Raw genomic sequence first — 26385 nt, 5'->3', positions numbered from 1 at the left:
CGAGTCCTCCGCCTAGTTGTACGCGGTGGTGTAGTACCGGGCCTTGTAGAACTCGGCGCCCGACCGCGTCCGGTCCGCGGACTGCGAGAACACCACGGTCGGGCTGCCCCAGTCCCGCGAGCCCGTGTTGTCGCCGCGCACGTAGAAGTACTCGCCGGACTTCATCTTCACGTACGCCTTGATGCGCGTCGTGGTGTGCAGCGTGGCCTTCGCGAGCGTCGACTTGTTGATCGAGTAGACCCCGTACGAGTCCGAGACCTGCAAGAGCGACAAATTCGAGAAGTCCGGCTGGAGGTCGTGCCCGAGCCCGGAGAGCGCCACCTTCTTGCTCGACGCCTTCAACCGGATGTTCCGGTACGTGCCCGAGACGCTGTACGCCTGCACGATCTTGTTGCCGGAGGCCCACAGCAGCGAGTTCTGGGGATCCCAGACCACCCCGTGCGCACCCGCGAGCGAGACGGTCTGCACCTTGGCGAGCGTGGACGGGTTGGACACCGCGGTGGGCGCGTACACGGTGAGGAACCCGTCCGAGGACGCCGACACGAACGCCCCGAGGTTCGGGATGCGTTCGAGCGCATGCGGGTTCCCGCCCGGCGTCGCGCTCCACAGCACGTCGTTGAGCTCCTGGTCCTTCTCGGTCGTGATGTTCCAGATCCCGACCTTGCCGCCCGACGCGGCCGCCAGCCCGATCGCGCCGAACTGCGACGTGTCGCGGATGCGGCAGTCGGAGAGGTTCGACCACCCGCCGGTGCCGGGGCTCCACGACTTGTACCGGTTCGCGTCGCTGAACGACGCGTTCTTGTCGAACACCATGACCTTGTTCTGGACCTGCTCGGTCACCATGACCTTGAAGTTGGCGGTGTCCGCCGCCGCGATCCCGGCGCCGACCGCTCCGGCCGTCGCGAGGGGCGCGCCGATCGCGAGCGCCCGCAACAGGTTTCGTCTCTTCACGAGTGAACTCCTCTAGGGGGTAGGGAGAGTCCCGACCCGATCCGGGCCGCGAACCGCCACCAGTGTGCGCCATCGCGACAAACCCGGAACGTCCCGGTTCGTTCACTCGCTCAGCGGCGCCGAGTCACTACACTTCGGACATGAACGCGCTCCGACGCCTCCTCCTCGGCCCCGGCCGCCTCCCCGACGACCTCCGCGCGGCGCTCCGCGCCGAAGGCATGGTCCTCCTGGTCGAAGGCGCCCCCGGCTCCGCCACCTACCGCAACCTCAAGACCCCCGGCCGCCGCGCCAACTGGAAGCGGACCGCGGTCTCCGCCGCCGTCGCCCTCTCCACCAAGCGCTTCGTGGTCCACGCCCACCGCTTCAAGCACATCGACGTCCCGATCACCGACCTCGCCCGCTACCGCATCAAGGCGACCAACCCCGCCCCCGACCGCCTCCAGATCGACTACGACCTGAGCACCACGAACCCCACCCGGCAGGGCCGGGTGACACTGAGCCTCAAAACCGAGGAAGCAGCAAGGATCATCCGAATCCTGACTCAGCCCAGGCCGTAGCCGCAGGTCACTTCAGGAATTCGACCACTGCAGAGCGAAGGCCCGCTTCGTCGAGGTCGCCCTCTTCGAACAGTTCGGGGTCGCCACAGAACACATCGACATCCGTGAACAACTGGTCCACTGCATCCGACGTCGGTACTCCGTGGTCGCGCATCGTCCTCCATCGGTTCATGAACTCGCGCTCGAATTCGGTTCCCGACATCCTGCCCTGCACGAACGCGGAGCCGATCGCATCGAAGACGTCGTCCCGCACTGAGGCGAGACCGTCTGCATCGCCGGCTTTCGCAAATTGATCGGTGCGCTCCAGCACACGAAGCTCTGCGGCGGTCAGTTCCATGATCATCCTCCTCCGAGGTCGCCCGTAGTGAGCACATGCTGCAACTGGGCACTGCTCAGCTCCCAAGCGCTGACGAATTCTCCGCTCGGCGTCGTGATGACGTTCAAGCCGGTGTTCGGATCCACGTAGTGGATCACATCCTCGCCACGGTAGGTACCTGGGACCTGGTTGGTGCCCGGAGCGTCGACATGTGCTTCCATGGCCTCCTGGAACTTCTTCTGGTTGGCGAAGTTGTTGTTGCCGTCGACGTCGAAGTCCGACGCGTGCTTGAACTTCTTGTTCAGTTTCTTCTTGTCGAAGGTGATGGCGTCCGACGGCTTGTTCGGGGTCGTGGTGACGTCAGGCTGGCCGTCGCCGTCCGAGTCGGTCGCCCGGCCGTCCTCAGCCTCGGACTTCGCGGTGTCGTGGACTCCGGCCATGTCCGTGGAGGCGTTCTTGCCCTGGAAGTTCAGGCGCTCCTGGCGCTCTTCGGAGTCCTTCGGGCGCCCGGTGAGCGGGTCGACGTCACCGCCGTTGCCGTCGGGCCCGTCAGGGCCGTCGCCGCCGCCTTTCCGGGCCAGGAGGATGCCGGTGCCGACCAGCAGGAGCAGCTTCAACGCTGTGCGCATGCCTCACACCCCCAGCAGGGTCTTGAGGTTGGTGAGCGACTGCACGAGCGCCATGCCGTAGCCCATGATGATGCCGGCCCACTTCACCACGGCCGCCACGATCTGCGCGGCGATGACCGGGATCGTGACCACGAAGATCGCCTCGATCGCCCACACGATCACGTGCCCGACCAGCTCGGCGATCAGGTCGCGCACGATCTCGTGCGTGATCTGCACGAGGCTCCCCGCGCCCTCGGTCGCCGCGGCCATCGCCTCCGCCGTCGCCGCGAGCGCGGAAGCCGAGGTCACGTTGTGGGCCATGAGCGACTTGTACGCGTCGGCCGCCTCCCCAGTCCAGCTCGGCATGTCGCCGTCCAGGTGCACCGTCAGCTCCTCGACGATCGCCAGCAGCTCCCCGGACATGTTGCTCCAGGTCTGGGCGTGCGCCATGACCACGTCGGCCTTGCCTGTGACCTCCTGGAGCATCTCGCGCAGCGGCTCGAAGTACTCCAGCGCCCACCCGATCCCCGCGGACAGCAGCGCGCTGAACGGGTCAAGCACCGACCCGACGACCTCCAGCGCGAACCCGCCTCCGGCGAGCAGGTCGTCCACCCAGCCTTCGGACTTGAACGCGTCGATCATGCCGTGGTACGAGTCGAGCGGCCCTGCGCCCGTGTACCACTTGTTCGTCGACTGCACCGGCGCGACGAGCGGATTGTCGGACATCGCTACGCCCCCATCCGGTCGCGCAGCTCGGTGAAGGCCGTCTGCGAGTCCGTATCGCTGACCTCGTACTCCTCAGCGGCCGCGCGCAGCGCGTTGGCCGCGATGGTGAAGTTCTCCGCGAGGTACGACGTGATGTCGTCCTGCTTCTGGTGTCGCTCCTCCAGGCACCCGGAGATCCACCCGCACAGCGTCCCGTACGCTTCGTCGTCCTGCTCGATGTAGTTGCTGGCGTTCATGACCTGGTCGAACCGCTCTTTGACCGTCTCCAGGTACCGCGCGTGCTCCCGCAGCTCCTCGGGGTCGACGTCGAATCCGCTCGCCATGTGGCTCAGTCCTCCTCACCGGTCTTCGGCATCAGCTGCGCGCGGACCCTGCTTGCGATCGCCTGCCCTGCAGGCGAATCCTCGCCGAGCGTCTCCGAGATGATCTGCGCCGAGGCCTCGGCCATCTGCGCCCGCGCGGCGGCGACCGCCGCGAGGATGGCCTGCCCGGTGTACTCGGTGTCGATCCGCCGAGTGCGCTCGCTGAGCTGCACGTCCACCATGTTCCCGCCGGAGTCCACGGTGACCCTGACGAGCCCTTCGGGGTCGGCGCCGACCGCCTTCAGGACCTCGAACCGGTTGCTCATCTCCTGCGTGTCGGCGGCGAGCTGCTCGATCCTGCCCTTCCACGCTTCAAGGTGCTGCCTGGATGCCTCCGGGTCGGGGATGCCCATGGTCGCCTCTGCTCCTCAGGTGGATACCGGCACACGGGGTCATGTGCCGAACACGATCCGAGAGTCTATCGGGTCTCGGCCAATCGGAGGGGGCGCTCACTTGCGGCCGGCATCGATCCGACCGGTGAGCCCCCCGGAGTTCCGTTGCAGCCGTTACTCCTTGAGCAGCACTTCGACGCCGAGCGCGTGGTCGAGGTCGTCGGCCAGGGTGAAGACGCTCTTGCCGCCGCAGAGGCCGACGTGGGATCCGAAGGCGCGGTTCACGAAGGACCACCCGCCCCCCGAGTCGCCCTTCACCGTGTAGGCGTCCTTCATGCGGATCAGGCTCTCGGTGAGGTACCCCTCCAAGGTGCAGGAGTAGAAGATGTTCTGGACCCCGGCAGAGCATCGCCGCACGTCGGTCTTGCGTCCGAAGACGCAGATCGTCTCGCCCACGGAGACCTCCCACCACCGTTCGATGGAGAGCGTGTCGCGGCGCGTGTTCGGTGAGGAGTAGAACTCCGGCCGGTCGATCTGGGCGGTCGTGGTGTGCCACTCCACGTCGCCCCAGGTGCCGCGGTGCTGGGCCTGGAAGTCGAGGCTGACGGTGCCGTTCTCGGCGGTCCAGGTCCCGGTGAGCCCCTGGCAGTGGCCGGCCGAGGTCGTGCCGCCGACGCCGTTCTCGTCGACGACGCTCCACCCGGTGGTGCAGGTGAAGTTGACGCCGGCGTACGCGGGCAGGCCGCCGTACGTGTACTGCACGGCGTTGCCGAGGTCGCCGACGACGTCGAGCGCGACGCCGTCCTGGAGTCCACTGGAGAGCTCCCGGAGGATCGCGGCCGGATCGGTCTCCAGGCCCGGCTGGGCGGCCACTTCGGCGCTGATCGTGCCGGTGGTGATGTCGACGCCGCTCGACAGGTCCGCGTACCCGAGCGCGACCAGCTCGCGGTTCAGCTGCCGGTTGCGCTCCTTCAGTTCGAGGAACGAGAACGGCTGGCCGTCGGCGACGACGACCTCCTGGCCGCTGCCGCGCACGGCCTCCAGGACCACGTCGTCGGCCTCGCCCTTGATGTACAGCGTCGGGGTGCCGCCGGGGTGCTCCGACAGGGCGGTGCCGACGAGCACGTCGAGGCGGTCGGCGGCGATGGCCGAGGCGATGCCGTCGAGCGCCTGTGCCACCCGGTGCTGGGCCTCCGCCTCCTCGAACGTCCAGCCTTGGGCCGCGGCGGTGAGCGCGAGGTCGTCGCGGAGGCTCTCCTCGGCGGTCTGGTAGGCGGTATCGGCGACGTCCTGGGCGTGGGCGGCGGGCGGCGCGAGCAGCAGTGAGGGGATCGCGAGCGCGGCGACGAGGCGCGCCGCGAGGGGCTTGTTCATTGGGGGGTGTCCGATCTGGTCAGTGCGGAGCCAGGCCGGGTTCATCGGCCCGGACTCCCAGTGACGCTACCGATCCGGAGCGCGATCATGGGCCCCCGTGCGAAGTCCTGGCACGAACCCGCGACTCGCCTTGATCTACAGCCACCCCCAGCAGACCGTGAACGACAGCTCTGGGAAGTCGGGGACCTCCTCGTAGGCCCAGCCCCAGCCGTTGCACCAGCTCTCGCCGTCGACGATCTCGTTGGTGCGGCCGGTGACGTAGGCGTTGCCGTCGTCGCAGTCGGACACGAACTCGGCGTACGTGTAGTCGGAGTTCATCGACAGGCAGTCGTCGACCTCGGCGTACCCGATGTCGCCGCTGGCGTACATCATCTGGAGGCAGAGCGTGGTGTCCAGATAGGTGGTTCCGGTGGAGTAGGCGAGACCGTAGATGTAGTAGGTGGAGTCGCTGCACGCGCTGGTGCTGGACTGGCCGTCGAGCCGCTCGATGATCTTGAACGCGCCGTCCTGGCAGTCGATCACGTACCAGGCGGTGCCGATCGTGGAGGAGCCGTAGACGCACTGGTCGACCTGGGCGTGGTACGCGTCGTCGCCGTCCATCACGTTGTAGCTCAAGCACAGCACGCGGTCGACGCCGGTGGAGTTGACCGCGAGGTTGACGGCGGGCGTGCCGTCGCAGGCCGTCAGGTCGCTGGTGCCCTCGACGATGTCGACGGTCTCGAAGGCCCCGGCCCCGCAGACCGCCGTCTCCAGATCGGGGAGGGTCTCGTCGCCGTAGTTGTAGAAGCAGTCGCCGATCACGGCGTCCGCCACCGGGTCGGCCACGACGGCCTCGCTCGGGTCCGCACTCGAGGTGTCGCCGCCGGTGTCGCCGCCTCCGCTCCCGCCGTCGTCCGCGGTGGTGGTGCTCGGCGAGTCCGCGTTGTCGAGGGCGAACACGATCCCGGTGATGCCCAGGCCGACGACGAGCACGATGCCGAGCGCGATGCCGACCCAGCCGGCCGCGGAGATGCCCGAACCCTGCGGGGGTACGGGCGCGTACTGCGGCGGCATGCCGGGATAGCCGCCCTGGTACGGGTTCGGCGCCGCGTAGGGCCCCTGCGGCGGCGGCACCGGGGCGCCCGGCGGCGGGTAGCCGATGCTGTAGCTCGTCTCCGGGCCGGGCGTGTAGCCCGGCGGGGGCCCGTAGGGCGAGCCGTTCGGGCTCTGGTTGTCGGGCGCGCCCGGATTGGGGTTGTAGGAGTAGGGGTCCATGAGGCGATTGTGTCAGGCAGGTGCAACCGCGCGGCGGCGTCGCGCGCGGGCCGACGGACCGGCCGCGGCGCCGGCGGCCGGGCGACTCGGCCGGACGGCGGCGCGGGTCGGTATCGTGCTGGTGCGGCCCGATCGGGTCGGTGCGACCTGTGAGAGGGGACGGTTCATGGAGTACACGCGGGTGGGGGCGTCAGGTCTCAAGGTCAGCCGAATCGCGCTGGGGTGCATGAGCTTCGGCCAGATGCCCGGGGATTCGGACGCATGGGCGCTCGGCCCGGAGGAGTCGGCGCCGCTGTTCCGCCGGGCGGTCGAACTGGGGATCACCTTCTGGGACACCGCGAACATGTACTGGGCCGGCAGCTCGGAGGAGCTGGTCGGCAAGGCGATCCGTGAGTACACCCGCCGCGAGGACGTGGTCCTCGCCACGAAGGTGTTCTTCAAGATGCACGACGGTCCGGGCGGATCGGGCCTGTCGCGCCGGGCCATCCTCGAGCAGATCGACGCCTCGCTGGCGCGGCTGGGCACCGACTACGTCGACCTGTACCAGATCCACCGCTTCGACCCCGAGACGCCGGTCGAGGAGACCATGGAGGCACTGCACGACGTGGTGCGCGCGGGGAAGGTCCGCTACATCGGCGCGTCATCCATGTGGGCCTGGCAGTTCGCCAAGATGCAGCACGCGGCCGACGCGAACGGCTGGACCCGGTTCATCTCCATGCAGGACCAGTACAACCTGATGCAGCGCGAGGAGGAGCGCGAGATGTTCGGACTGCTCGATGACCAGGGCGTCGGCAGCCTCCCGTGGAGCCCGCTCGCCAAGGGCCGCCTGGCCCGCCCCTGGGGGGAGCGGACGGCCCGGTCCGAGCGCGACCCGATGGCCGCCCGCTACGACGTCGACCGCGACCGCCCGATCGTGGAGGCCGTGGCCCGGATCGCGCAGGAGCGCGGCGTGCCCATGGCGCAGATCGCCCTCGCCTGGGTGCTCGGGAAGTCCGCGGTGACCGCACCGATCGTGGGCCCCACCGGATCGCACCACCTGGCCGACGCCGCGGCGGCCGTCGACCTCCGCCTCACCGACGACGAGGTCGCGGCCCTGGAGGAGCACTACACGCCGCGCCTGCCCACCGCCTTCAGCTAGCCGTGCAACGCGTCCCGCGCCCCTCGGCGCGGGACGCGAGCGCGTGCCGTTCGCGTGCAACGCCTCTCGGGCGAGTATCCAGCGGCGCCGAGCGCCGGCCCGCTCCGATCGACCGGCACAGGGGCGGAAACGTCCTGAAGCTCATACAATGGGGACCCTCCCGACCCCAGGAGCCCCGATGGCCAGCACCCCGCCCGACAAGCGGCAGCGACGCAAGCACGCCCGCGAACAGGTCGCGCGCGCCCGCGACACGCTGCGGCAGTTCGACGACCTCACGGCAGCCCCCGTGCGGCTGCGCAACGCCGTGCGCGGGCACGTCGCCGCCCTCGCCGAGGAGGACGCCTCCGGGCAGCTCGTGACGATGCGGATCACCGAGCTGAAGAAGGTCGCAAAGGGACTCCGCCTGACGCGACTCGAAGAGGCCGGAATCGCCACGGTCGCCGACGTGCTCGCGAACTCCCGCGAGCAGCTGCTGTCCGTCCCGGGCGTCGGCGCGCAGACCGTCGACGAGGTCAAGGCCGCGGCTGAGATGCTCGCCGCGCGCTCCGCCGCCGACACGCGCCCCAGGTTCGACCCGGACCGGCGCGACCCGCGGCAGACGCGCATCCTCGCGCACCTGCGGGCCGAGCAGACCGCGACCGCCGCGGTGGACGACCTGCGGGAGGCCGTGTACCGCTTCCGCGAACGCGCCCTGCCGTACTTCGCCGCGGCCGACCGGGCCGGCAGCCGCCTCGCCATGCTGTTCGCAAGGCGCAAGCGCAAAGCCGAGACCCTGGCCGGGCTCGAAGTCCTCGAAGGCGTCAACGCCGACCCCGAGACCCGGGCTCTGGAAAGGGATCTCGCCGCCGCCCTCGACCGCGCGAAGCCCGAGCGCTGGACCTCCGAGGAGCTGTGGCGCGACTACGAGGACCGGGCCGCGAGCGTCAACACCCAGCTCGCCAAGCTCACCGGCACCGATCTCGAGGACGCCGAGCACACCGAGGACTTCGTCGGCGGCGAACTGCGGCAGGAGATCGAGACGCTGCCGCTCGACCGCTCGCTCCTGCGCACCGACCTGCGCTACTACCAGCTGTTCGGCGCGAAGTACGTGATCCACCAGCGGAAGGCCATCATCGGCGACGAGATGGGCCTGGGCAAGACCATCCAGGCCCTCGCCGCCGCCGCGCACCTCGCCGCGAAGGGCCAGAAGCGCTGCCTCGTCATCTGTCCGGCGAGCGTCGTCCCCAACTGGCTCAACGAGATCCGCAAGCACACGCACCTCGACGCGTTCGGCCTCCACGGGCCGGACCGGGAGGAGCAGACCCGCCGGTGGCTGCGCCGCGGCGGCGTCGCGGTGACCACGTTCAACACCATCGACCGGCTCGAATCGATGCCGCAGCGCTCGAAGCTCGCGCTCCTCATCGTGGACGAGGCCCACTACATCAAGAACCCGAACGCGAAGCGCAGCATCGCGGTCGGGGCCGCGATCGCCCGGTCCAAACGAGCGCTCCTGCTGTCCGGCACGCCGATGGAGAACCGCGTCAAGGAGTTCCAGTCCCTCATCGGGCACCTCCGGCCCGATCTCGCCGAACTGGTCGGCGAGGGCGACGAGGTCGTCGGCGCGGACGACTTCCGGCGCACGGTCGCCCCGGTCTACCTGCGGCGCAACCAGGAAGACGTGCTCACCGAACTCCCCGAGAAGATCGAGGTCGAGGAGTGGGTGCAGTTCAACGCCGAGGACGAGGACGAGTACCGCGAGCAGGTGCGGCGCCGCAACCTCATGGGCATGCGCCGCGCCTCCTCGGCCATGCCCGGCTCGGCGAAGCTGGAGCGCCTGGCCGAACTCATCGAGGACGCCGGCGACGAGGGCCAGAAGGTCATCGTGTTCTCGTACTTCCTCGACGTGCTCAAGGCCGTCGGCGAACGGGTCGGCGACCACGCCATCGGACCGATCTCCGGCAAGGTCGCCGCACCGAAGCGCCAGACCATGGTCGACGAGTTCACCCGCCGCACCGGCCCGGCGGTGATCCTCGCCCAGATCGAGGCCGGCGGCGTCGGCCTCAACATCCAGTCCGCCTCCGTCGTCGTCCTCGCCGAGCCCCAGTGGAAGCCCAGCATCGAGCAGCAGGCCGTCGCCCGCGCCCACCGCATGGGCCAGACCCGCCGCGTCCAGGTCCACCGCCTCCTCGCCAAGGACGGCGTCGACGAGCGCATCCGCGAAGTCCAGGAGCACAAAGAGCTCCTCTTCGAGCACTACGCCCGCCACTCCGACGCCAAGGGCACCGGCGCCATGGCCACCGCGACCGCCCTCGCGACCCGCGACGAGTCCCTGGAACAGCGCGTCATCGCCGCCGAACGCACCCGCCTCGGCCTCGACCGCCCCTGAACGGAATCCCGCATGCGGCCGACCCCGGACAGCAAGAAAGCCGGGCCTCGGACCCGGCTTCGCAGTGGTGGTGCGCCGCGAGGGATTCGAACCCCCAACCTTCTGATCCGTAGTCAGATGCTCTATCCGTTGAGCTAGCGGCGCCTGGCCCGGTTGAGCAGGCCGGGCATAACCTTACCCGGCTCGGGATCGCGCCTGCAACCGGGTATGAACTTGTGTCCTGGGCCATTCGTCCCCTCTTGGACGCGCCCGCACGCCGCCGGTCAGCAGTTGTCCAGGACCGTCTTCGCCAGGGCCCGCCAGGCCTGCGGGAGCTCCTCGGCGCGGTGCTCGGAGCGCACGGCCGCCCAGACGGCGGCCTCGGCCTCGGGGACCTCGTCGCCGAGGAGGTAGCGGGCGACGAAGTCGGCTCGGTTGGCGTGGCCGGGGAAGAAGTAGCCGCCGGCGGCGAAGAGGGCGACGTAGGCGCGGTGGAGGCCGGCGGTGAGGGTCTCGGCCAGGTCCCAGGGGTCGGCGGCGGCGCCGAGGCGCTCGGCGAGGGCGTCAGCCTCGGCGGCGACGGCGTCGCGGGAGGCGTCGGCGAGGGCCTGGGGGAACTCGGTGACGTCGGCGCGGGCCTTGGAGCCCAGCTCGGAGTCGTCGGCGAGGAGCGTGCCCTCGGCGAAGGCGCCGATGACGCGGAGGGCCTCGGAGTCGGGGAGGCGCCAGCCCTCGCCGCGGTCGAGCTGCTCCAGGAGCTCCTGGAAGCGGGTGACCGTGAGGTGGACCGCGTCGTCCCCGGCGTCCTCGGGGACGTCGGTGGTCTCCCACACGCACACGAGCTCGGCCTCCTCGCCGAACCCGGACAGAGCCGGGCCGTGCGCATAGGCAAACGCCAGGCGCTCGTCGTCGTTGATGTCGGCGAGGACGTCGGTGGAGAGCCTGAGGACCGCGTTCGGAAGGGACATGCCGCAATTGTGTCCGTTCCTCGCAACCGCGTCCACCGGTCTGAGCAGAGCGGTCGTCCGTGATTCCCGCCATTGGGGCGGGCGGTTCGGGGGAGTACTCATGTCGCCTCCTGCCGATAGCATGAGCGCATGTCCACACCCACCGGTGACGTCACGCCGACCTCGATCGCGGCATGGCGCGCCCACTCCCAGCGGCTGCGCGGCGAGCGCCTCGCGACGCCGCTGGAGGCCTTCCGGCACCTCGGGGCGGTCCAGTCGCAGGAGTACCAGCCTTCGAAGCTCACCCCCGCGATGCGGGCCGAACCGGACGGGGACGGCCTCGCGTACGCCGGCGTCGCCGCCGTCGACGCGCTCATCGAGCAGGGCCAGGTCGTGCGCACCCACGTGCTCCGCCCCACCTGGCACACCGTGCCCGTCGAGGACCTGCGGATGATGCTCACCGCGACCGCCGACCGCGTCCAGCAGGTGGCGGCCACCCAGTACCGCTCCCTCGGGCTGAGCCGGGAGGAGCTGGAGCGGGGCGACGACGCGCTCGCGGCGGCCACGGCCGGCGGGCGGCACCTCGGCCGGGAGGAGGCGTCGGCGGCGCTGGCGGAGGCCGGGATCGCCGACCCGACCGGGGCGCGCCTGATCCACCTGCTGTTCCACGCCGAGCTGGAGGCCCGGATCTGCTCGGGGACGCCGAAGGACGGGAAGCAGACGTACGCGAACTTCGACGAGCGGATCCCCGCGGGCGCGCTCGGGAAGGACGAGGCGGTCCGGGAGCTCGCGCACCGGTTCTTCACCTCGCGCGGGCCCGCCACGGTGAAGGACTTCACCCGCTGGGCCACGCTGAAAGTGGCCGACGCCAAGGCCGCCGTCGACGAGCTCGGCCTGCGCGAGCTGCGGTACGACGACCGGGTCTTCTACCACGCGGGCGAGCGGCCCGAGCTGCCCGAGGGCGGGCCGGTGGTCGACTTCGTGCAGGGCTTCGACGAGATGACCTGCTCCTACACCGACACGAAGGACCTGGTCCTGCACCACTCGGTGCCGCGGACCGCGTTCCCCGACCGGCCGCGGTTCAACTCGGCGATCCTCCTCGACGGCCAGGTGATCGGCAACTGGAAAGCCGCCGTGAAGAAGGACCGGGTGGTCATCGAGACGTGGCGCGTGCGCGGGTTCACCGCCGCCGAGATCGCCGCACTGCGCCGCGGCGCCGACCGGCTGCGCGCCTGGTTCGGGAGCCCGGAGATGGAACTCGGCCTCGACCACGCATGACACAGGGGTGCCGCGATGCGGTCATATCCGTAATGACGGATATGTTCCGATCGCAGCACCCCCGTTCAACAATCCGTACCCGCCGGGTACGACAGGATCACCGAATCCGAGAACGCCTCGGTTACAGGCGCGCGAGCGCCTCGGCGAACGGGGTGAGCCCCATCGAACCGAGGTTCAGGGCGTCGGTGTGGAACTGCTTCAGGCTGAAGTCGTCGCCCTTGCGGGCCTTGTAGTCCTCGCGGGCCTGCATCCACAGGCGCTCGCCGACCTTGTACGACGGGGCCTGGCCGGCCCAGCCGAGGTAGCGGTTGCGCTCGAACGACAGCATGTCGTCCTCGATGGTGCGGGTGTGGGCCTTCATGAACTCGAACATCTTCTCGCCGTCCCACTCCTCGCCCGGCCGCCAGCCGAACGGGTTGTCCGCGGGGATCGCGAACTCGCAGTGGAGGCCGATGTCGACGACCACGCGCGCGGCCCGGAACGCCTGCGCGTCGAGCATGCCGAGGCGCCCGGCCGGGTCCTCGTCGTAGTAGCCGAGCTGGTCCATGAGGCGCTCGGAGTACAGGGCCCAGCCCTCGCCGTGGCCCGAGCACCACATCATCTGGCGCTGGAAGCGGTTGAGCAGCTCCACGCGGGCCATCGTCTGGCCGACCTGGAGGTGGTGGCCGGGCACGCCCTCGTGGTACACGGTGGACTTCTCGCGCCACTTGCCGAACAGCTTCTGCCCCTCGGGGACGGACCACCACATGGCGCCCGGACGGGAGAAGTCCTCACTCGGGCCCGTGTAGTAGATCGCACCATCCTCGGTCGGCGCGATCTTGCAGTCGATCGTGCGGATCTGCTCGGGGATGTCGAAGTGCTTGTCCGCGAGGTCGGCGATCGTCGAGTCGGCGAGCTCCTGCATCCAGTCGCGGAACAGGTTCTTGTCGGTGAAGTTCTCGTCCTCGTCCTGGTCGAGGTACGCCACGACCTCCTCGATCGACGCGCCCGGCTTGATGCGCTCGGCCGTCGCCCGCATGTCCGCCTCGATGCGGGCCAGCTCCTGCCAGCCCCACGCGTACGTCTCCTCCAGGTCGATCTCCGCGCCGATGAAGTAGCGCGACGCCCGCGAGTAGCGGTCGCGGCCGACCGCGTCCTTCTCCGGCGCCTGCGGCGCCAGCTCCTCGCGCAGGAACAGCGCGAACTTCGTCGCGGCGGACCGCGCCCAGTTCGCGCCGTTGCTCAGGGCGATGCGCAGCGGCCCGGTCTTGATCGGCTCCCCGTCGATCGTGACGGAGTTCGCCAGGCCCGCCCAGAAGTCGGTGTCCTTGCCCTTGGCGCCGTTCCAGTTGTCGCAGTGGGTGGCGACCTCCAGGACCTGGCGCTTCGCCGCGACCCGGCCGGCGGCGGCCTCCGCGCGCAGCGTCTCGGTGTACTGCTCGAACGCGGTGGGGACGGCGGCCAGGCGGGCGGCGATGTTCTCGGCCGCGACCTTCCCGTCCTTCGGCATCAGGTCGAAGATCTGGCGCACGCTGTGCACCTCCGACGCGAGGACGTTCAGGCCCAGATACGTGTCGCCGGCGTCGTAGCGCTCCTGGCTCAGCCGCAGGCGCTCCAGGATGGCCTCCTTGGCGACGCGCTCGCGCTCGTCGACCGGCTCGGCGGCCTCCAGCGCGGCGATGGTGCGCCGCTCCAGGTCGGCGAACGCGGCCAACCCGGCGGGTGAGAGGTCATCGAGTTCGTGATCGTGCCCGGGGACGCCCATGGCGGTGGCGTTCATCGGGCTGAGGGCGATGGCGTCCTCGACGTACTGATCGGCAATCTGATCGATTTTTCTCATGAAGTGGACTGTACGCGAGGTCGCCGCCCGATCGCGACCTCACTTTCGACCGCCTCGACCCAGCCGCCCGCGGCCCCCAGGTCCAGCAGCGCCTCACGCGTGAGGGCGACCCGCTCCGGCTCTCCGGGCGCCGGCGGCCAGGCCGCGCGCACCGCCCTCGCGCGGTCGAACCAGCCGGCCGCGGCCTCCGGCCGGTCCCGGTCCGCGTCGACCGCCCGCCGCGCCTCGTCGAGCTGCGCCCCGAACGCGTCGAGGGCCGCGAGGAGCTCGGCGCGGTTGCCCTCGACCATCCCGGTGAACAGCATGGTCTGGGCGGCCGCGACGCGCGTGCCGTCGCGGTACGACCCCGCGGCGAGCGCCTGCGACAGCGGGTCGGCCGCGGTGTGCACGAGCGCGGCCGCGACCAGGTGCTCCAGGTGCGAGATCCGCGCGGCGGCCGCGTCGTGGGCGGCGGCGGTGGCCGGGACGACGCGCGCGCCGACCGCGGTCCACAGGCGCGCGAGCAGCAGCCAGTCGCCGAGGTCGGTGTCCGCTTCGAGGCACAGCACCCAGACGCGGTCGCGGAACAGGTCCGGCTCCGCGCTGGCGAACCCGGCGGTCTCCTTGCCGGCCATGGGGTGCCCGCCGACGAACCGCGGGAGCGCGGCGAACGCGCGGCGCGCGTCGGCCTTGACGGAGGCCACGTCGGTGACCAGGCCGCGGAAGCCCGCGAGCGACGCGGCGACCGCGTCGAGGTGCCGCACCGGCGCGGCGACGACCGCGACGTCGGCGTCGAGGAGGTCGGCCGGGTCGGCGGTGACGGCGAAGTGCGCGGCGGCGGCCGCACGGGTCGCGGGGTCGGGGTCGTGCCCGATCACGTCGTGGCCGGCGCCGGCCAGCGCGAGGGCGGCGGACCCGCCGATGAGGCCGAGCCCGGTGACCGCGACGCGCATCAGAGGTAGAGCCCCGTGCCGTCGTTGTCGACGCGCTTGGCGGCGACGGCGTGGATGTCGCGCTCGCGCAGGAGGATGTAGGTGCGGCCCTGGATCTCGACCTCGGCCTTGTCCTCGGGGTCGAAGAGCACGCGGTCGCCGTTCTCGACGGAGCGGACCAGCGGCCCGACCCCCACGGCCTCGGCCCAGTGCAGGCGGCGGCCCATCTGCGCGGTCGCGGGGATGACGATCCCGGCGGCCGAGCGGCGCTCGGAGTCGGCGTCCTCGCGGACGAGGAGGCGGTCGTGCAGCAGGCGGACGGGCAGGCCGGTCGTCGAGTCCAACGGAGTTTCGGTCACAGCGCCCCAGCCTACCGCCCGGCCGGTGCCGCCCCGAGCGGGAAGTCTCGCTCCAGGGGCGGCTCCACGGGGCCGGGCGTGTCGCTTCGAAGCGCCCCCCGGTTCAAGAGTGCCCCGCGCGACCGACATCCGGGCGGCTCCGCCCCCCGAGGGCTCGTGTGTCGCATTGCGCGCCCCCCGCACAAGGGTGCCTGCGGGGTGCGACAGCAGCGCGGCGACGGCGCGGCAAGGGCGCGCGGGCAGCCCGGAAACATGAGGCCGGTGGCGCCTGCGGGACCGGTCTCGGTGGCGCTGGCTGGATGGGGGTGGTCGCACCGAACCGGTACGGTACGTGGTGACGTTGCACCCGCGTCTTTGGGAGAGACCGTGAGCCGATTCCGCCGTACGACCGCCCGCGCACGACAGCTGTGGGTGGGCATGCGGGTCAACCCGGTCGCCGAGCGGGCCCTCGCCGCGCGGGAGGACGAGCCGGTCCCCGAGGCCGCCGAGGACCTGCCGCCGGACGCGACGCCGGTCGACCCGGACAACCCCGAGCGCCGCTACGTCCCCACCGGACTGGTCGTCGGCGCCGCGTGGTCGTGGCGGCTGCTCATGATCGGCACGCTCCTGGCCGTGGTCCTGTACCTGCTCAGCCAGGTCACCATGGTCGTCATCCCGGTCGTCATCTCGTTCCTGCTCGCGGCGATGCTGCAACCGGTCGCTGCCTGGCTGATCCGCCACGGCTGGAACAAGTCCCTCGCGTCGATCGTCGTGCTCATCGCGGGCCTCGCCGTCGTCGGCGCGATCATCACGTTCGTCATCCAGCAGTTCATCGCGGGCGTCCCCGACTTCTACCAGTCGATCGTCACTGGCCTGCGCGACGCGCAGGACTGGCTGGAGGCCGGCCCGTGGGGCCTCGACGGCGCCCAGGTCGCCGAGGTGCTCGCCGACATCCAGAACCAGATCACCGACTGGTACCAGGTCAACCAGGAGACGATCGTCCAGACCGGCCTCTCCGTCGCCGGCTCGACCGCCTCGGGCCTGGGGAACTTCGTCACCGGCCTGTTCCTGGTCCTGTTCACCACCTTCTTCTTCATCCGCGACGGCCGCCGCATCTGGACCTTCCTCACCGGCTGGCTCCCCCGCCCGGCCACCGAGTCGATGCGGTACGCCGGCGGCGCCGGCTGGTCGACGCTCGTCCAGTACATGCGCACCATCGTGGTCGTCGCCGCCGTCGACGCGATCTTCATCGGCCTCGGCCTGTGGCTCCTCGACATCCCGCTGTGGCTGCCGCTGACCACGCTCGTGTTCCTCGGCGCGTTCATCCCGATCATCGGCGCCACCGTCTCGGGCGCGGTCGCCGTCGTCGTCGCGCTCGTCGGCACCGAGAACGGGCTCGTCAACGCGCTCATCGTCCTCGGCATCGTCCTGGCCGTGCAGCAGCTGGAGTCGAACCTGCTCCAGCCGTTCCTCATGAGCCGGGCCGTCAAGCTCCACCCGCTCGCGATCGTCCTCGCGGTCACCGCGGGCGGCTTCGTGTGGGGCATCATCGGCGCGCTCGTCGCCGTCCCGCTCCTCGCGATCGTCAACGGCACCGTCCGCGCCCTCAACCGCTTCAAGGAGGCCCGCCGCGAAGCCCAGGCGAGGGGCCTCGGCGACGGCGAGGCGACCATAGCGGCCGCGAACGAGAACGGCGACCCGATCGACGGCGGCCGTCAGGCGGCCCGGGAGCGATGAGCGCCGACACCGAAGCCCTGAAGATCCTCGACGCGGCCGTCGCCGCCACCCCCGGCGGCGCCACCCGCGACGGGCAGCGCGAGATGTGCGCGGCCGTCGCCACCGCCGTCGACTCCGGCAAGCACCTGCTCGTGCAGGCCGGCACCGGCACCGGCAAGTCCCTCGCGTACCTGTGCGCGGCGCTCGCCACCGGCAAGACCGTGGTCGTCTCGACCGCGACGCTCGCGCTCCAGCACCAGCTCGTCGCCGTCGACCTGCCGCGCCTCGTGGAGGCCGTCGCGCCCGTCCTCGGCCGCAAGCCCTCCTTCGCGCTCCTCAAGGGACGCCACAACTACCTGTGCAAGCGCAAGATCGCGGGCGACGAGGAGGAGGACGAGGGCGTCCTCGAAGGCACCGAGCAGCTCAAGTGGGCCGGCCAGCAGGCGTCCTTCGCCAAGCAGGTCCAGCGCCTGTACGACTGGGCGAACGACACCGACACCGGCGACCGGGACGACCTCGACCCCGGGGTGAGCGACCGCGCCTGGAAGCAGGGCTCGACCACGTCCAGCGAGTGCCCGGGCGCGAAGGACTGCGCGCAGGGCCCCGACTGCTTCGCCGAGCTCGCGCGCGCCCGCGCGCACGAGGCCGACATCGTCGTCACCAACCACGCGCTCCTGTCGATCGACATGATGAACGAGCGCTCGGTCCTGCCCGAGCACCAGGTCCTCATCGTCGACGAGGCCCACGAGCTCGTCGACCGGGTCACCAACGCGGCCCGCGCCGAGCTCCACCCGGCCCGGCTGCGGTTCCTCGCCCAGCGCGGCCGCCGGCTCATCGACACCGACGTCGCCGACCAGATCCGCGAGGCCGCCGACTCCCTCGAGAACGCCCTGAACATGGCGGGGGAGCGGCGCTTCTCCGGCGACCTGCCCGCGCCGCTCACCGAGGCGCTCAACCTCGTCAACGCCTCCTGCGTCAAGGCCACGACCCATTTGGGCGCCCTCGACGCGGAGACGAAGAAGCAGCTCAGCGCCCAGCAGCTCAAGGCCGGCCTGGTCGAGGCGATCGAGACCGCGGGCCGGTGCATCGGGCCCGCCGGGGACGACGTCATCTGGGCCGAGCCGAACGGCCCCGTGCTCGTGGCCGCGCCGCTCTCGGTCGGCGGGCTCCTCTCGGCGATGCTCTACGAGGACCGCACCGTCATCGCGGCGTCCGCGACCCTGACGCTCGGCGGGAAGTTCGACACCGTCGCCCGCAACATCGGTCTCCCCGGCGACGGGCACGGCTGGGCCTCGCTCGACGTCGGCTCGCCGTTCGACTACGCCAAGAAGGGCATCCTCTACGTCGCGGCGGCACTGCCGCGCCCGACCGCGTCGGGGCTCTCCGACGACGCCGGGAAGGAGCTGCTGCGCCTGGTCGAGGCCAGCCGCGGCGCGACCCTGGGCCTGTTCTCGTCCAAGAAGGCCGCCTCGGAGGCCGCGGAGCTGCTGCGCGCCAAGACCGACTACTCGATCCTGCTGCAGGGCGAGGAGACCCTCGGGAGCCTGGTCAAGCGGTTCAAGGAGGAGGACTCGACGTGCCTCCTCGGGGTCATGAGCCTGTGGCAGGGTGTCGACGTGCCGGGCATGACCTGCCGCCTCGTCGTCGTCGACCGCATCCCGTTCCCGCGCCCGACCGAGCCCCTGACGGCCGCCCGGTCGGAGGCCGCCGACGCGGCGGGCCGCTCGGGCTTCGCGGAGGTGTCGGTCCCGGCCGCGGCGATCCGGCTCGCGCAGGGCGCGGGGCGGCTCATCCGCCGCACCGACGACCGCGGCGTGGTCGCGATCCTCGACTCGCGGCTCCAGACGAACCGCTCGTACGGGAAGTTCATGCGGGACTCGCTGCCGCCGTTCTGGTACACCACGAAGTCCGACTCGGTCGCGGGCGCGCTCGGCCGGCTCGCGGACAGCGCCGCCGAATAATCTCGCCGAATCGGGGAACCCGCCTGATCCTGCCCGGAAACGGCGCCGGCGTCCGCTTCCGAGGCGTCGCAGACATCGAAGGTGAACTCTGGATGAATTCAAGTGAAACCTTTGCATAACCCCAGCTTGGAGCGGTTTCGTGGATTCTCACACAGCGGCCTTCGCAATCTTGTCTCGCGTTCACCTGGATGTTAACTTCGGCGTGACGATTTCCAGCCGTCCCCTGGCCCGATCGGTACAGTGAGGACAGTCAAAGCGACCGAAAGCAGGGGTGCCCGGTGCGGTTCTCGCTGAAGCCTCAGGACGACGCGTTCTACGCCTTCTTCAACGACGCTGCGGACAACATCCGCCGCGGTGTCGGGATCCTGTCCGAGCTGGGCGACGACCAGCCCGACTTCCAGAAGATCTCCGAGCGCCTCGTCGACGTGGAGCACGACAACGACCAGCTGACGCACCGCCTGTTCAACAAGGTCAACTCCACGTTCGTGACGCCCATGGACCGCACGGACATGTACCACCTGGCCGGGAAGCTCGACGACATCCTGGACCACATCGAGGCCGCGGCGAACCTCGTCTACCTCTACGGCCTCTCCGACCTCCCGACCCTGCCGCGCGAGATGATCGAGCAGATCACCGTCCTGGGCCAGCAGGCCGACCTCCTCGTCGAGTTCATGCCGAAGCTCAAGGGCCTCAACTCCTCCATGCAGGAGTTCTGGGTCGAGTGCAACCGCCTCGAGAACGACGGCGACCGCGCCTACCGCATGCTCCTGGTCCGCCTCTACTCCGGCGAGTACGAGGCCCTGACGGTCATGAAGCTCAAAGAGGTCGGCGACGAGCTCGAGGCCGCCTGCGACTCGTTCGAGTCGGTCTCCAACGTCGTCGAGTCCGTCTACGTCAAGGAATCCTGAGCGTGGACAGCGTCACCATCGCGGTATTCCTCTGCATCGCCGCGGCGCTCCTCTTCGGATACACCAACGGCTTCCACGACTCCGCGAACGCCATCGCCACCTCGATCTCGACGCGGGCGCTCAAGCCCCGCGTCGCGCTCGGCATGGCCGCGGTCGGCAACTTCGTCGGCGCGCACCTCGGCGCGAAGGTCGCCAAGACCGTCGCCGAGGGCCTCGTGGTCCTCCCCACCGGCATCGAAGGCCTCCTCATCGTGATGTCCGGCCTCCTCGGCGCCATCACCTGGAACTTCATCACCTGGTACTACGGCCTGCCGACCTCGTCCTCGCACTCGCTGTTCGGCGGCATCGTCGGCGCGACCATGGCCGGCGGCCTCGTCATCGCGGGCAACGCGAACGACTGGGTCCTGTGGAGCGGCATCGTCGACAAGATCGTCCTCCCGACGATCATCTCCCCGGTGGTCGGCTTCGTCCTCGGCTTCCTGGTCATGATCGCCGTGTACTGGCTCTTCCGCCGCGGCCGCCCCGACAAGCTCAACCGCGGCTTCCGCCACGCGCAGACCGTCTCGGCCGCCGCGATGGCCCTCGGCCACGGCATGCAGGACGCCGCCAAGATCATCGGCGTCATCGTCCTCGCGCTGTACGTCGGCGGCATCCAGGACGACGCCACGCACATCCCGCAGTGGGTGTACTGGGTCGCCGCCGCCGTCATGGCCGCCGGCACCTACGCGGGCGGCTGGCGCATCATCAAGACCATGGGCCGCCGCATCATCGACCTCGGCCCGCCCCAGGGCTTCGCGGCCGAGACCGTCGCCTCCACGGTGCTGTACGCGAACACGTGGCTGCTCGGCGCGCCGATCTCGACCACGCACACCATCACCTCCGCGATCATGGGCGTCGGCTCGACCGGCGGCAAGCGCGCGGTCCGGTGGGGCGTGGCCCGGTCGATCGTCATCGCCTGGATCATCACGTTCCCCATCGCGGCCCTGGTGGGAGCCCTGTTCTACCTGCCCATCCAGTTCCTCGGTTAAGACGTTTCGGACGCGGCCCGGCCCACTCGGCCGGGCCGCCTCCGTTTCCGCCGTTGCGCACTGGCGGGGGCCGGGATTGCACTAGCGTGGGGTGCATGTCCATCCAGCGCTTCGGGAAGTGGGACTTCCGGGCGGTCGACTCGACGTCGGCCGCTCGCGCCCTCGCCCGACTCAAGGAGCAGGGCGCTCCGGCCGAGCCCGATCGCGCCGCCGTCGTCGTCCTCCTGCGCGAGGCGCCGCTGCGGGTGTTCCTGCTGCGGCACGCCGCGAAGGAGCCGTTCGGGCTCCCCGCGATCGGCCGCGCCGACCTCCCCGGGGCCACCGCGCGCGAGCGCTGGGCCCACCTGGACCTGGACGGCACGTATGAGCGGACCGCGGGCGGCCTCAAGGGCTCGCTGTACGGCTTCCCGGGCGGCCGCCACAAGCCCGACGACCCCGACGTCGCCATGACCGGCGTGCGGGCCGTCGAGGAGGAGACCGGCGCGATGGTCGCCCTCCAGCGGGCGTGGGCCCGGTGGGTGACGCCCGAGTACGAGCCGGTCCGCTTCGACACCTGGATCTACGTGGCGACCCTCGCCGAGGGCTTCCAACCGCGCATCCGCGTGCGCGAACCCGAGTACGCGACCTGGATCGGCCCCGAGCAGGCCGTGTGCCAGTACGGCGGCCAGATGTCGATGCCCGAGGCCACGACGCTCGCGGAGCTGTCGCGGTACTCGACCGTGGGCGAGGTCTTCGCCGCCGCCGAGCAGCGCGAGATGTCGCCGATCCTGCCGCGCGTCAGCCTCCGCGAAGGGGAGGCCCGGCTGGTCCTGCCCGGTGAAGAGGAGTACCCGGCGGGGGCGCTCACCCGCGCGTGAGGCTCCTGGACCACTGCACGTCGGTGCGCACCACCTCGAAGCCCTGCTTGCGGTAGAGGCCGACCGCCTTCGTGTTCGACTCGTCCGCGTACAGGTCGACCTGTCGGATGCCGTGGGCCGCAAGGTGGGCGAGCCCGGCCAGCGTCAGGGTCCGGCCGAGGCCGGTGCCCTGGGCCCGCGGGTCGACGCCGAGCACGTAGACCTCGCCGACGCCGCCTTCCACTTTGGTCCAGTGGAAGCCGAGCATCCCCTCGGCGTCCTCGGCGACGAGCAGGCCGTCCGGGTCGAACCAGGACTCCTCCTCGCGCGCCCGCAGGTCCGCGGCGGTCCAGCGGCCCTGCTCGGGGTGGTCGGCGAACGCGGCGGCGTTGACCCGCAGCCACTCGGCCTCGTCCCGTCCGGACCTGAAGGGCCGCAGCCGGACGCCGTCGGCGAGCACCGCCGTTGGGGCGTCGCCGCGCGGCCAGTTCCTTCCGGCGCCCTCGGGCCACTCGGCGGGCCAGGGGAACCCCTGGAGGTCGCGGGAGAACTGGAACAGCACGCGCGCCCGCTCGAACCCGTGCTTCGCCGCGAACCGCGTCGAGGCGGCCAGGTCGCCGTGCCCCCAGACCCGGAGTTCGCCCGCCGAGGGCGCGATCCAGTCGAGGACGTTGCCGAGCAGCCGGGCGCCGACCCCTTTGCCCCGGTGGGCCGGATCGACCGCCAACTCGGCTTCCGCGACGTCCCCGACGACCTCCGCGCCGGCGTACGCGATGACCGAGTCGTTCAGGGGCACAACGAAATGCCTGCGATGCTTGTCGGGGTTCCGGGACAGTCCCAGGGTGGTCTGCTCGTTGAAGGGGGCGATGCCGTCGGCCTCCTCGCAGCGGCGGGCCATGGTAACGATTCTGTGAATATCCCGACCCGGAAGTGAAGCATGTTGCGCCATGGGGTTACTCTATTCCTGGACTCAGCACCGTGCCGGGGTGCTGAGTCCTTTTATGTGCCCAGAGCGCGGCCGGGCGACCGCGGAAGCACAACCCGAGGCGGTCAGGTTCCTTCGCAGCGTTCGGTTCGTACTGATGGCGGAGAGGGTGGGATTCGAACCCACGGTGGGTTGTGACACCCACGGCGGTTTTCAAGACCGCTGCACTAGTCCACTATGCGACCCCTCCAGGGCCTTCGAGGCAAGCGCCAATCTATCAAACGCGGGATGACGCGGAACCGCAGATCAGCAGCGGTCGGTCTGGACGCAGCAGGTCGAGCAGGTGCGGCCGCCCTCGATGGTGAGGGCGAGGCAGCAGGTGCGGCGGCGGTAGAGGAGGCGGCCGGACTCGTCGGTGGAGACGTCGACCAGGTGCGCGACGTCGAACGCGTCGAGCAGGGTCTTCGCGATGACGTCGTCGGGGTCGGGCACGACCTGCGCCATCGACGCGACCGCGTACGACAGGCCGGAGGCCAGCGAGCCCATGAGCGTGCGGCGCCCGACCCGGACCCGGGCCAGGAACGCGTCGAGGACCGGTCCGAGGTGGTCGTCGAACGCGGTGGCGCGCAGGCGGTCCAGCAGCTCGCCTTCGTTCGCGACGACCTCGACGTCGGGACGGCCGGCGCACGGGTCGTGCGGGAGCGCCAGGAACCGCGGGCGGACCTGCCGCACCGAGAACATCGGGGCGTCGGCGCTCACCGAGAAGACGGTGTTCGCGGCGTCCATGACGGGGACGCGGCGGGCGGCGGTGTAGCCGAGGACGGCGGGTGCGAGGGTCCAGTAGCAGTAGGTCTTCCACGCGAGCGCGGCGTTCGCGTGGGCGGAGCCGCCCCACAGGGCCGCGGCGGCGGCCATGAGCTCCTCGACGCGCTCGCCGGAGGCGAGCTCGGCGGCGTGGAACTCGACGGCGTCGGTGGCGGGCTCGCCGTGGAGCCAGGACCTGATGCCCGCGACGGGGTGGGGGCTGACCTCGCGCTCGACCCGGGCCGCGACGGCGCGGAGCGCGCGCATCGGGTGGGGGGCGGGGACCGGGCCGTCGGCGAATGCGAATACGGCCGGGAGGGCCTCCGCAGTCGCGAGCCGCATCAGGGTACCCCTCTCAGGTAAGGACTGGCTAACCTTACCTGATTATGCAAGCGGAGTGTCAATAAACCGACAGACGCGGCGCGGCGACGGGGTGTAGGCAGGCGAGGTGCCGTGATGGTGAGCGTCGCCGAGTGGGATGAGTTTCACAGCACCTCGCCTTACAGGAACGATCATGCGCCTGACTCGGGGCGACGCGTCGCACACACGGTGCGATCGGTCCCGTCGCGACGGCCGCGTCCAGGGCTCTGGCACTCTGGTGCGCATGTCCGAGACCGAGGCCCCGCCCCTCCTCCCGCGCCGCACGATCGGCCGCGAGGTCGTCATCGTGCTCCTGCTCTCCCTGGGCGCCTCGGCGGTCTGGTCGATCGTCGACATCGTCGGGACCCTCACCGAGCCCGGCGGCCTCGCCGACTCCGTGCAGTCCATGAACTCGGCGCGGGCCGAGGCCGAGCGGCCCTGGTACGACCTCGCGCAGCAGCTCGTGAGCCTCACGCTCGCCATGGCCCCGGTCGCCCTCGCGCTGCACCTGCTCAGTCTCGACCGCGGGAACCCGTTCCGCCTCATCGGCCTCGACGCCCGCCGGCCCGCCTTCGACCTCCTCGGCGGCGCCGCCCTCGCGGCGTGCATCGGCATCCCGGGCCTGGCCCTCTACTTCACCGCCCGCGCGCTCGGCCTGAACGCGACCATCGCGGCCGCGAACCTGAACGACGTGTGGTGGGCCGTCCCGGTCCTCGTCCTCGCCGCCCTCAAGAACGCGGTCATCGAAGAGGTCGTCGGCGTCGGCTACCTCGTCACCCGCCTCCGGCAGCTCGCCTGGCGCCCCGCGACCATCGTCGCCGCCCACGCCCTCCTGCGCGGCACCTACCACCTCTACCAGGGCTTCGGCGGCTTCATCGGCAACGCCGTCATGGGCGCGGTCTTCGCGCTCTGCTTCCTCAAGTGGAAGCGCACCGGCCCCCTCGTCGTCGCCCACACCCTCCTCGACATCGCCGCCTTCGTCGGATACCTCCTGGTCGCACCCCACGTGAGCTGGCTGTAGGCCTGACGAGCCCGGTTACCATACTAGATTCCTGACCGGTATGCTCGATGCTCGTACGTCTGACGTGCGGCTCCTGGAGGATTCGCATAGTGGCCTAGTGCGCCCGCCTGCTAAGCGGGTTTCGGGTGATACCCGATCATGGGTTCAAATCCCATATCCTCCGCCACGAAGTGGGGGAGGTCCAAATGCAGGGCCTCCACCACGAAGTGGAGGAGGTCCAGATACGGGGCCTCCGCCACATATCGCATGAAGACGTGATCGACCTGCGGGGACACTGCCACATCGGACAGTGTCCCCGCAGTCGTCTCCTCTGGCTCGCCGACCTGTGCGAAGCACGACTGTGCCTGGCGTTGAACGAGATCCGTAGGATGGGCCGGAGAGGTCGACCGCATCCCCGGTCGGGTTCGACACCGCTCTGGAGGTCCCGTGCACCCCTTGCCCCCGACAGAACGCCACCGGCTCGGCAGGTTCAGCGTGATCGCCGAGTTGGGGCAGGGGGCGATGGGCCGGGTGTTCCTCGGGTACGGACCGGACGGGCGGTGGGCGGCGGTCAAGGTCGTGCACGGCGTGCACGTCGCCGATGCGGGATTCCGGGCGCGGTTCCGTGAGGAGGTCGCCGCCTCGCGCCGCGTCTCAGGCGGCTACACCGCGGCCGTGCTCGACGCCGGTCCCGACAGCCCGACACCGTGGATGGCCTCCGAGTTCCTCCTCGGGCCGACGCTGCGAGAGGCGACCGAGGCGGCCGGGGGCCTGCCGGAGCAGGCGCTGGTGCGCCTCGCGGCAGGACTCGCCGCGGCCCTGGCGGAGATCCACCGCGCCGGGATCATCCACCGCGACCTCAAGCCCGGCAACGTCATCCTCACCGGCGACGGCCCTCGCGTCATCGACTTCGGGATCGCCCGCGCCCTCGCCCGCACCGGAACGGATCTCACCCGCACCGGCGGCGTGATCGGCACCCCCGAGTTCATGTCGCCCGAACAGGTCGAGTCCCGCCCGCTGACCCCGGCCTCGGACGTGTTCGCGCTCGGCTCCGTGCTCGCGGCCGCGGCGAACGGCGCCAGTCCGTTCGCGGCCCCGGCCACCTTCCACGTGCTCACCGGCATCGTGCGCGCCGAGCCCGACCTCTCCGGCCTGCCCGGGCGCCTCCGCGACCTCGTGGCCCCGTGCCTCACCGCCGACCCCCGCGACCGCCCCACGCCCGCCGACCTGCTGGACCTCATCGGCCAGGTCGAACCGACCGCGAACCCCTGGCCGGGCACACGCAGCGCCGGCAACTCACCGAGCTGCTCGCCCACGCGCCCGAAGGCGCGACGCGGCTGGACGACGGCCCCACCCTGGTGGCCGACCCGGCCCGGCCGACATGGGCGCAGACGCCGCCGCCGCAGGCGACCCGGCCCCCGGAGCAGCGCCGCCGTCCTGAAGCGCCGGACCGGGCCGGGCCCGAAGCGCCGCCCCGATCGGTCCGCGCGGCGCGGCGCCTCGCGTGGTGGTGCCTGCCCGGCTTCGTGTGCGTGCTCGCCGCCGGGGTGCTCTCGCTCGGCGCACCGGGCTCGCCGAAAGCGGTGATCGCG

At 70.8% G+C, this 26385-nt stretch carries 25 protein-coding genes and 3 tRNA genes; 12 read left to right on the top strand and 16 right to left on the bottom strand.

Annotation, left to right across the window (positions count from 1 at the left end):
• Window positions 1-12: 12 nt before the first annotated feature.
• Complete coding sequence (locus ABD419_RS01035) at window positions 13-951, bottom strand: DUF6528 family protein (RefSeq protein WP_344480678.1); 939 nt, start codon at window positions 949-951, stop codon at window positions 13-15.
• 140 nt (window positions 952-1091) lie between these two features.
• On the opposite strand from ABD419_RS01035, the gene ABD419_RS01030 reads away from it, so the two are divergent.
• Window positions 1092-1508, top strand: coding sequence for a hypothetical protein (locus tag ABD419_RS01030; RefSeq protein ID WP_344480676.1), 417 nt, complete (start codon window positions 1092-1094; stop codon window positions 1506-1508).
• Between the two features lie 7 nt (window positions 1509-1515).
• On the opposite strand, the gene ABD419_RS01025 is transcribed toward ABD419_RS01030, so the two are convergent.
• From ABD419_RS01025 to ABD419_RS00995, 7 genes are all read right to left on the bottom strand, one after another.
• Window positions 1516-1845 carry a colicin immunity domain-containing protein gene (locus ABD419_RS01025; RefSeq protein ID WP_344480674.1) on the bottom strand — a complete coding sequence of 110 codons (330 nt, stop codon included), beginning with the start codon at window positions 1843-1845 and terminating at the stop codon, window positions 1516-1518.
• A 2-nt stretch (window positions 1846-1847) separates the two neighbouring features.
• Window positions 1848-2453, bottom strand: a complete 606-nt coding sequence (locus ABD419_RS01020) for a colicin D domain-containing protein (protein ID WP_344480671.1) — start codon at window positions 2451-2453, stop codon at window positions 1848-1850.
• 3 nt (window positions 2454-2456) lie between these two features.
• Window positions 2457-3158: a WXG100 family type VII secretion target gene (locus tag ABD419_RS01015; RefSeq protein ID WP_344480669.1), complete on the bottom strand. Its 702-nt coding sequence runs from the start codon at window positions 3156-3158 to the stop codon at window positions 2457-2459.
• A gap of 2 nt (window positions 3159-3160) precedes the next feature.
• Entirely contained in the window at window positions 3161-3481 is a 321-nt protein-coding gene (locus ABD419_RS01010) for a type VII secretion target (protein ID WP_344480666.1), read from the bottom strand.
• A 5-nt stretch (window positions 3482-3486) separates the two neighbouring features.
• Window positions 3487-3873 carry a YbaB/EbfC family nucleoid-associated protein gene (locus ABD419_RS01005; RefSeq protein WP_344480663.1) on the bottom strand — a complete coding sequence of 129 codons (387 nt, stop codon included), beginning with the start codon at window positions 3871-3873 and terminating at the stop codon, window positions 3487-3489.
• A gap of 153 nt (window positions 3874-4026) precedes the next feature.
• Window positions 4027-5226 carry a chymotrypsin family serine protease gene (locus ABD419_RS01000; protein WP_344480660.1) on the bottom strand — a complete coding sequence of 400 codons (1200 nt, stop codon included), beginning with the start codon at window positions 5224-5226 and terminating at the stop codon, window positions 4027-4029.
• A gap of 135 nt (window positions 5227-5361) precedes the next feature.
• Window positions 5362-6480, bottom strand: coding sequence for an LppU/SCO3897 family protein (locus tag ABD419_RS00995; protein WP_344480657.1), 1119 nt, complete (start codon window positions 6478-6480; stop codon window positions 5362-5364).
• Between the two features lie 166 nt (window positions 6481-6646).
• Between ABD419_RS00995 and ABD419_RS00990 the strand changes: the two genes are divergently transcribed.
• Both ABD419_RS00990 and ABD419_RS00985 read left to right on the top strand, forming a co-directional pair.
• Window positions 6647-7618 carry an aldo/keto reductase gene (locus tag ABD419_RS00990; RefSeq protein WP_344480655.1) on the top strand — a complete coding sequence of 324 codons (972 nt, stop codon included), beginning with the start codon at window positions 6647-6649 and terminating at the stop codon, window positions 7616-7618.
• A 178-nt stretch (window positions 7619-7796) separates the two neighbouring features.
• Window positions 7797-9983: a DEAD/DEAH box helicase gene (locus tag ABD419_RS00985; protein WP_344480652.1), complete on the top strand. Its 2187-nt coding sequence runs from the start codon at window positions 7797-7799 to the stop codon at window positions 9981-9983.
• Between the two features lie 68 nt (window positions 9984-10051).
• On the opposite strand, the gene ABD419_RS00980 is transcribed toward ABD419_RS00985, so the two are convergent.
• Window positions 10052-10127, bottom strand: a tRNA-Arg gene (locus ABD419_RS00980).
• A gap of 119 nt (window positions 10128-10246) precedes the next feature.
• The gene (locus ABD419_RS00975) at window positions 10247-10930 is read right to left on the bottom strand and encodes a hypothetical protein (RefSeq protein WP_344480649.1); all 684 of its coding nucleotides are present in this window, start codon (window positions 10928-10930) and stop codon (window positions 10247-10249) included.
• A gap of 129 nt (window positions 10931-11059) precedes the next feature.
• On the opposite strand from ABD419_RS00975, the gene ABD419_RS00970 reads away from it, so the two are divergent.
• Window positions 11060-12187 (top strand): winged helix DNA-binding domain-containing protein, encoded by a 1128-nt coding sequence (locus ABD419_RS00970; protein WP_344480646.1) that lies wholly within the window; start codon window positions 11060-11062, stop codon window positions 12185-12187.
• Between the two features lie 121 nt (window positions 12188-12308).
• Here ABD419_RS00970 and ABD419_RS00965 read toward each other — a convergent pair whose 3' ends face one another.
• From ABD419_RS00965 to ABD419_RS00955, 3 genes are read right to left on the bottom strand one after another with little or no spacing between them, the layout of a single operon-like run.
• Window positions 12309-14006, bottom strand: coding sequence for a DUF885 domain-containing protein (locus tag ABD419_RS00965; RefSeq protein ID WP_344480643.1), 1698 nt, complete (start codon window positions 14004-14006; stop codon window positions 12309-12311).
• Window positions 14003-14938, bottom strand: coding sequence for a prephenate dehydrogenase (locus ABD419_RS00960; RefSeq protein ID WP_344480640.1), 936 nt, complete (start codon window positions 14936-14938; stop codon window positions 14003-14005). The genes ABD419_RS00965 and ABD419_RS00960 overlap by 4 nt, the downstream gene beginning before the upstream one ends.
• Window positions 14938-15276, bottom strand: a complete 339-nt coding sequence (locus ABD419_RS00955) for a GroES family chaperonin (RefSeq protein ID WP_091051808.1) — start codon at window positions 15274-15276, stop codon at window positions 14938-14940. Before ABD419_RS00955 ends, ABD419_RS00960 begins: the two co-directional genes overlap by 1 nt.
• Before the next feature lie 366 nt (window positions 15277-15642).
• Between ABD419_RS00955 and ABD419_RS00950 the strand changes: the two genes are divergently transcribed.
• The 5 genes from ABD419_RS00950 (at window position 15643) to ABD419_RS00930 (ending at window position 21725) form a co-directional block, all read left to right on the top strand.
• The gene (locus ABD419_RS00950; protein ID WP_344480634.1) at window positions 15643-16992 is read left to right on the top strand and encodes an AI-2E family transporter; all 1350 of its coding nucleotides are present in this window, start codon (window positions 15643-15645) and stop codon (window positions 16990-16992) included.
• A complete protein-coding gene (locus ABD419_RS00945; RefSeq protein WP_344480631.1) occupies window positions 16989-18932 on the top strand; it encodes an ATP-dependent DNA helicase in 1944 nt (647 codons plus the stop codon). Before ABD419_RS00950 ends, ABD419_RS00945 begins: the two co-directional genes overlap by 4 nt.
• 278 nt (window positions 18933-19210) lie before the next feature.
• Window positions 19211-19840 (top strand): DUF47 domain-containing protein, encoded by a 630-nt coding sequence (locus ABD419_RS00940; protein ID WP_344480628.1) that lies wholly within the window; start codon window positions 19211-19213, stop codon window positions 19838-19840.
• Between the two features lie 2 nt (window positions 19841-19842).
• The gene (locus ABD419_RS00935) at window positions 19843-20868 is read left to right on the top strand and encodes an inorganic phosphate transporter (RefSeq protein ID WP_344480625.1); all 1026 of its coding nucleotides are present in this window, start codon (window positions 19843-19845) and stop codon (window positions 20866-20868) included.
• Window positions 20869-20963: 95 nt separating this feature from the next.
• On the top strand, window positions 20964-21725 hold the full coding sequence (locus ABD419_RS00930) for an NUDIX hydrolase (RefSeq protein WP_344480622.1): 762 nt from the start codon (window positions 20964-20966) through the stop codon (window positions 21723-21725).
• Here the strand turns inward: ABD419_RS00930 and mshD are convergent.
• The 3 genes from mshD to ABD419_RS00915 all read right to left on the bottom strand — a co-directional run bounded on the left by mshD (window position 21712) and on the right by ABD419_RS00915 (window position 23775).
• A complete protein-coding gene (gene mshD / locus ABD419_RS00925) occupies window positions 21712-22653 on the bottom strand; it encodes a mycothiol synthase (protein ID WP_344480619.1) in 942 nt (313 codons plus the stop codon). The genes ABD419_RS00930 and mshD overlap by 14 nt on opposite strands.
• Before the next feature lie 134 nt (window positions 22654-22787).
• Window positions 22788-22879 (bottom strand) — tRNA-Ser (locus ABD419_RS00920).
• Between the two features lie 56 nt (window positions 22880-22935).
• Complete coding sequence (locus tag ABD419_RS00915; RefSeq protein ID WP_344480616.1) at window positions 22936-23775, bottom strand: hypothetical protein; 840 nt, start codon at window positions 23773-23775, stop codon at window positions 22936-22938.
• 262 nt (window positions 23776-24037) lie between these two features.
• On the opposite strand from ABD419_RS00915, the gene ABD419_RS00910 reads away from it, so the two are divergent.
• The 3 genes from ABD419_RS00910 (at window position 24038) to ABD419_RS00900 (ending at window position 26380) form a co-directional block, all read left to right on the top strand.
• The gene (locus ABD419_RS00910) at window positions 24038-24814 is read left to right on the top strand and encodes a CPBP family intramembrane glutamic endopeptidase (RefSeq protein WP_344480613.1); all 777 of its coding nucleotides are present in this window, start codon (window positions 24038-24040) and stop codon (window positions 24812-24814) included.
• Window positions 24815-24889: 75 nt separating this feature from the next.
• A tRNA-Ser gene (locus ABD419_RS00905) sits at window positions 24890-24980 on the top strand.
• Window positions 24981-25288: 308 nt separating this feature from the next.
• Window positions 25289-26380, top strand: a complete 1092-nt coding sequence (locus tag ABD419_RS00900; protein WP_344480610.1) for a serine/threonine-protein kinase — start codon at window positions 25289-25291, stop codon at window positions 26378-26380.
• Window positions 26381-26385 lie beyond the last annotated feature (5 nt).

The sequence above is a fragment of the Glycomyces endophyticus genome (assembly GCF_039531525.1).
In the GTDB taxonomy this organism is placed as follows: Bacteria; Actinomycetota; Actinomycetes; order Mycobacteriales; family Micromonosporaceae; genus Glycomyces; species Glycomyces endophyticus.
Note: the sequence above shows the minus strand (reverse complement) of the source record. Positions and strands in the feature narration are given on the sequence as shown.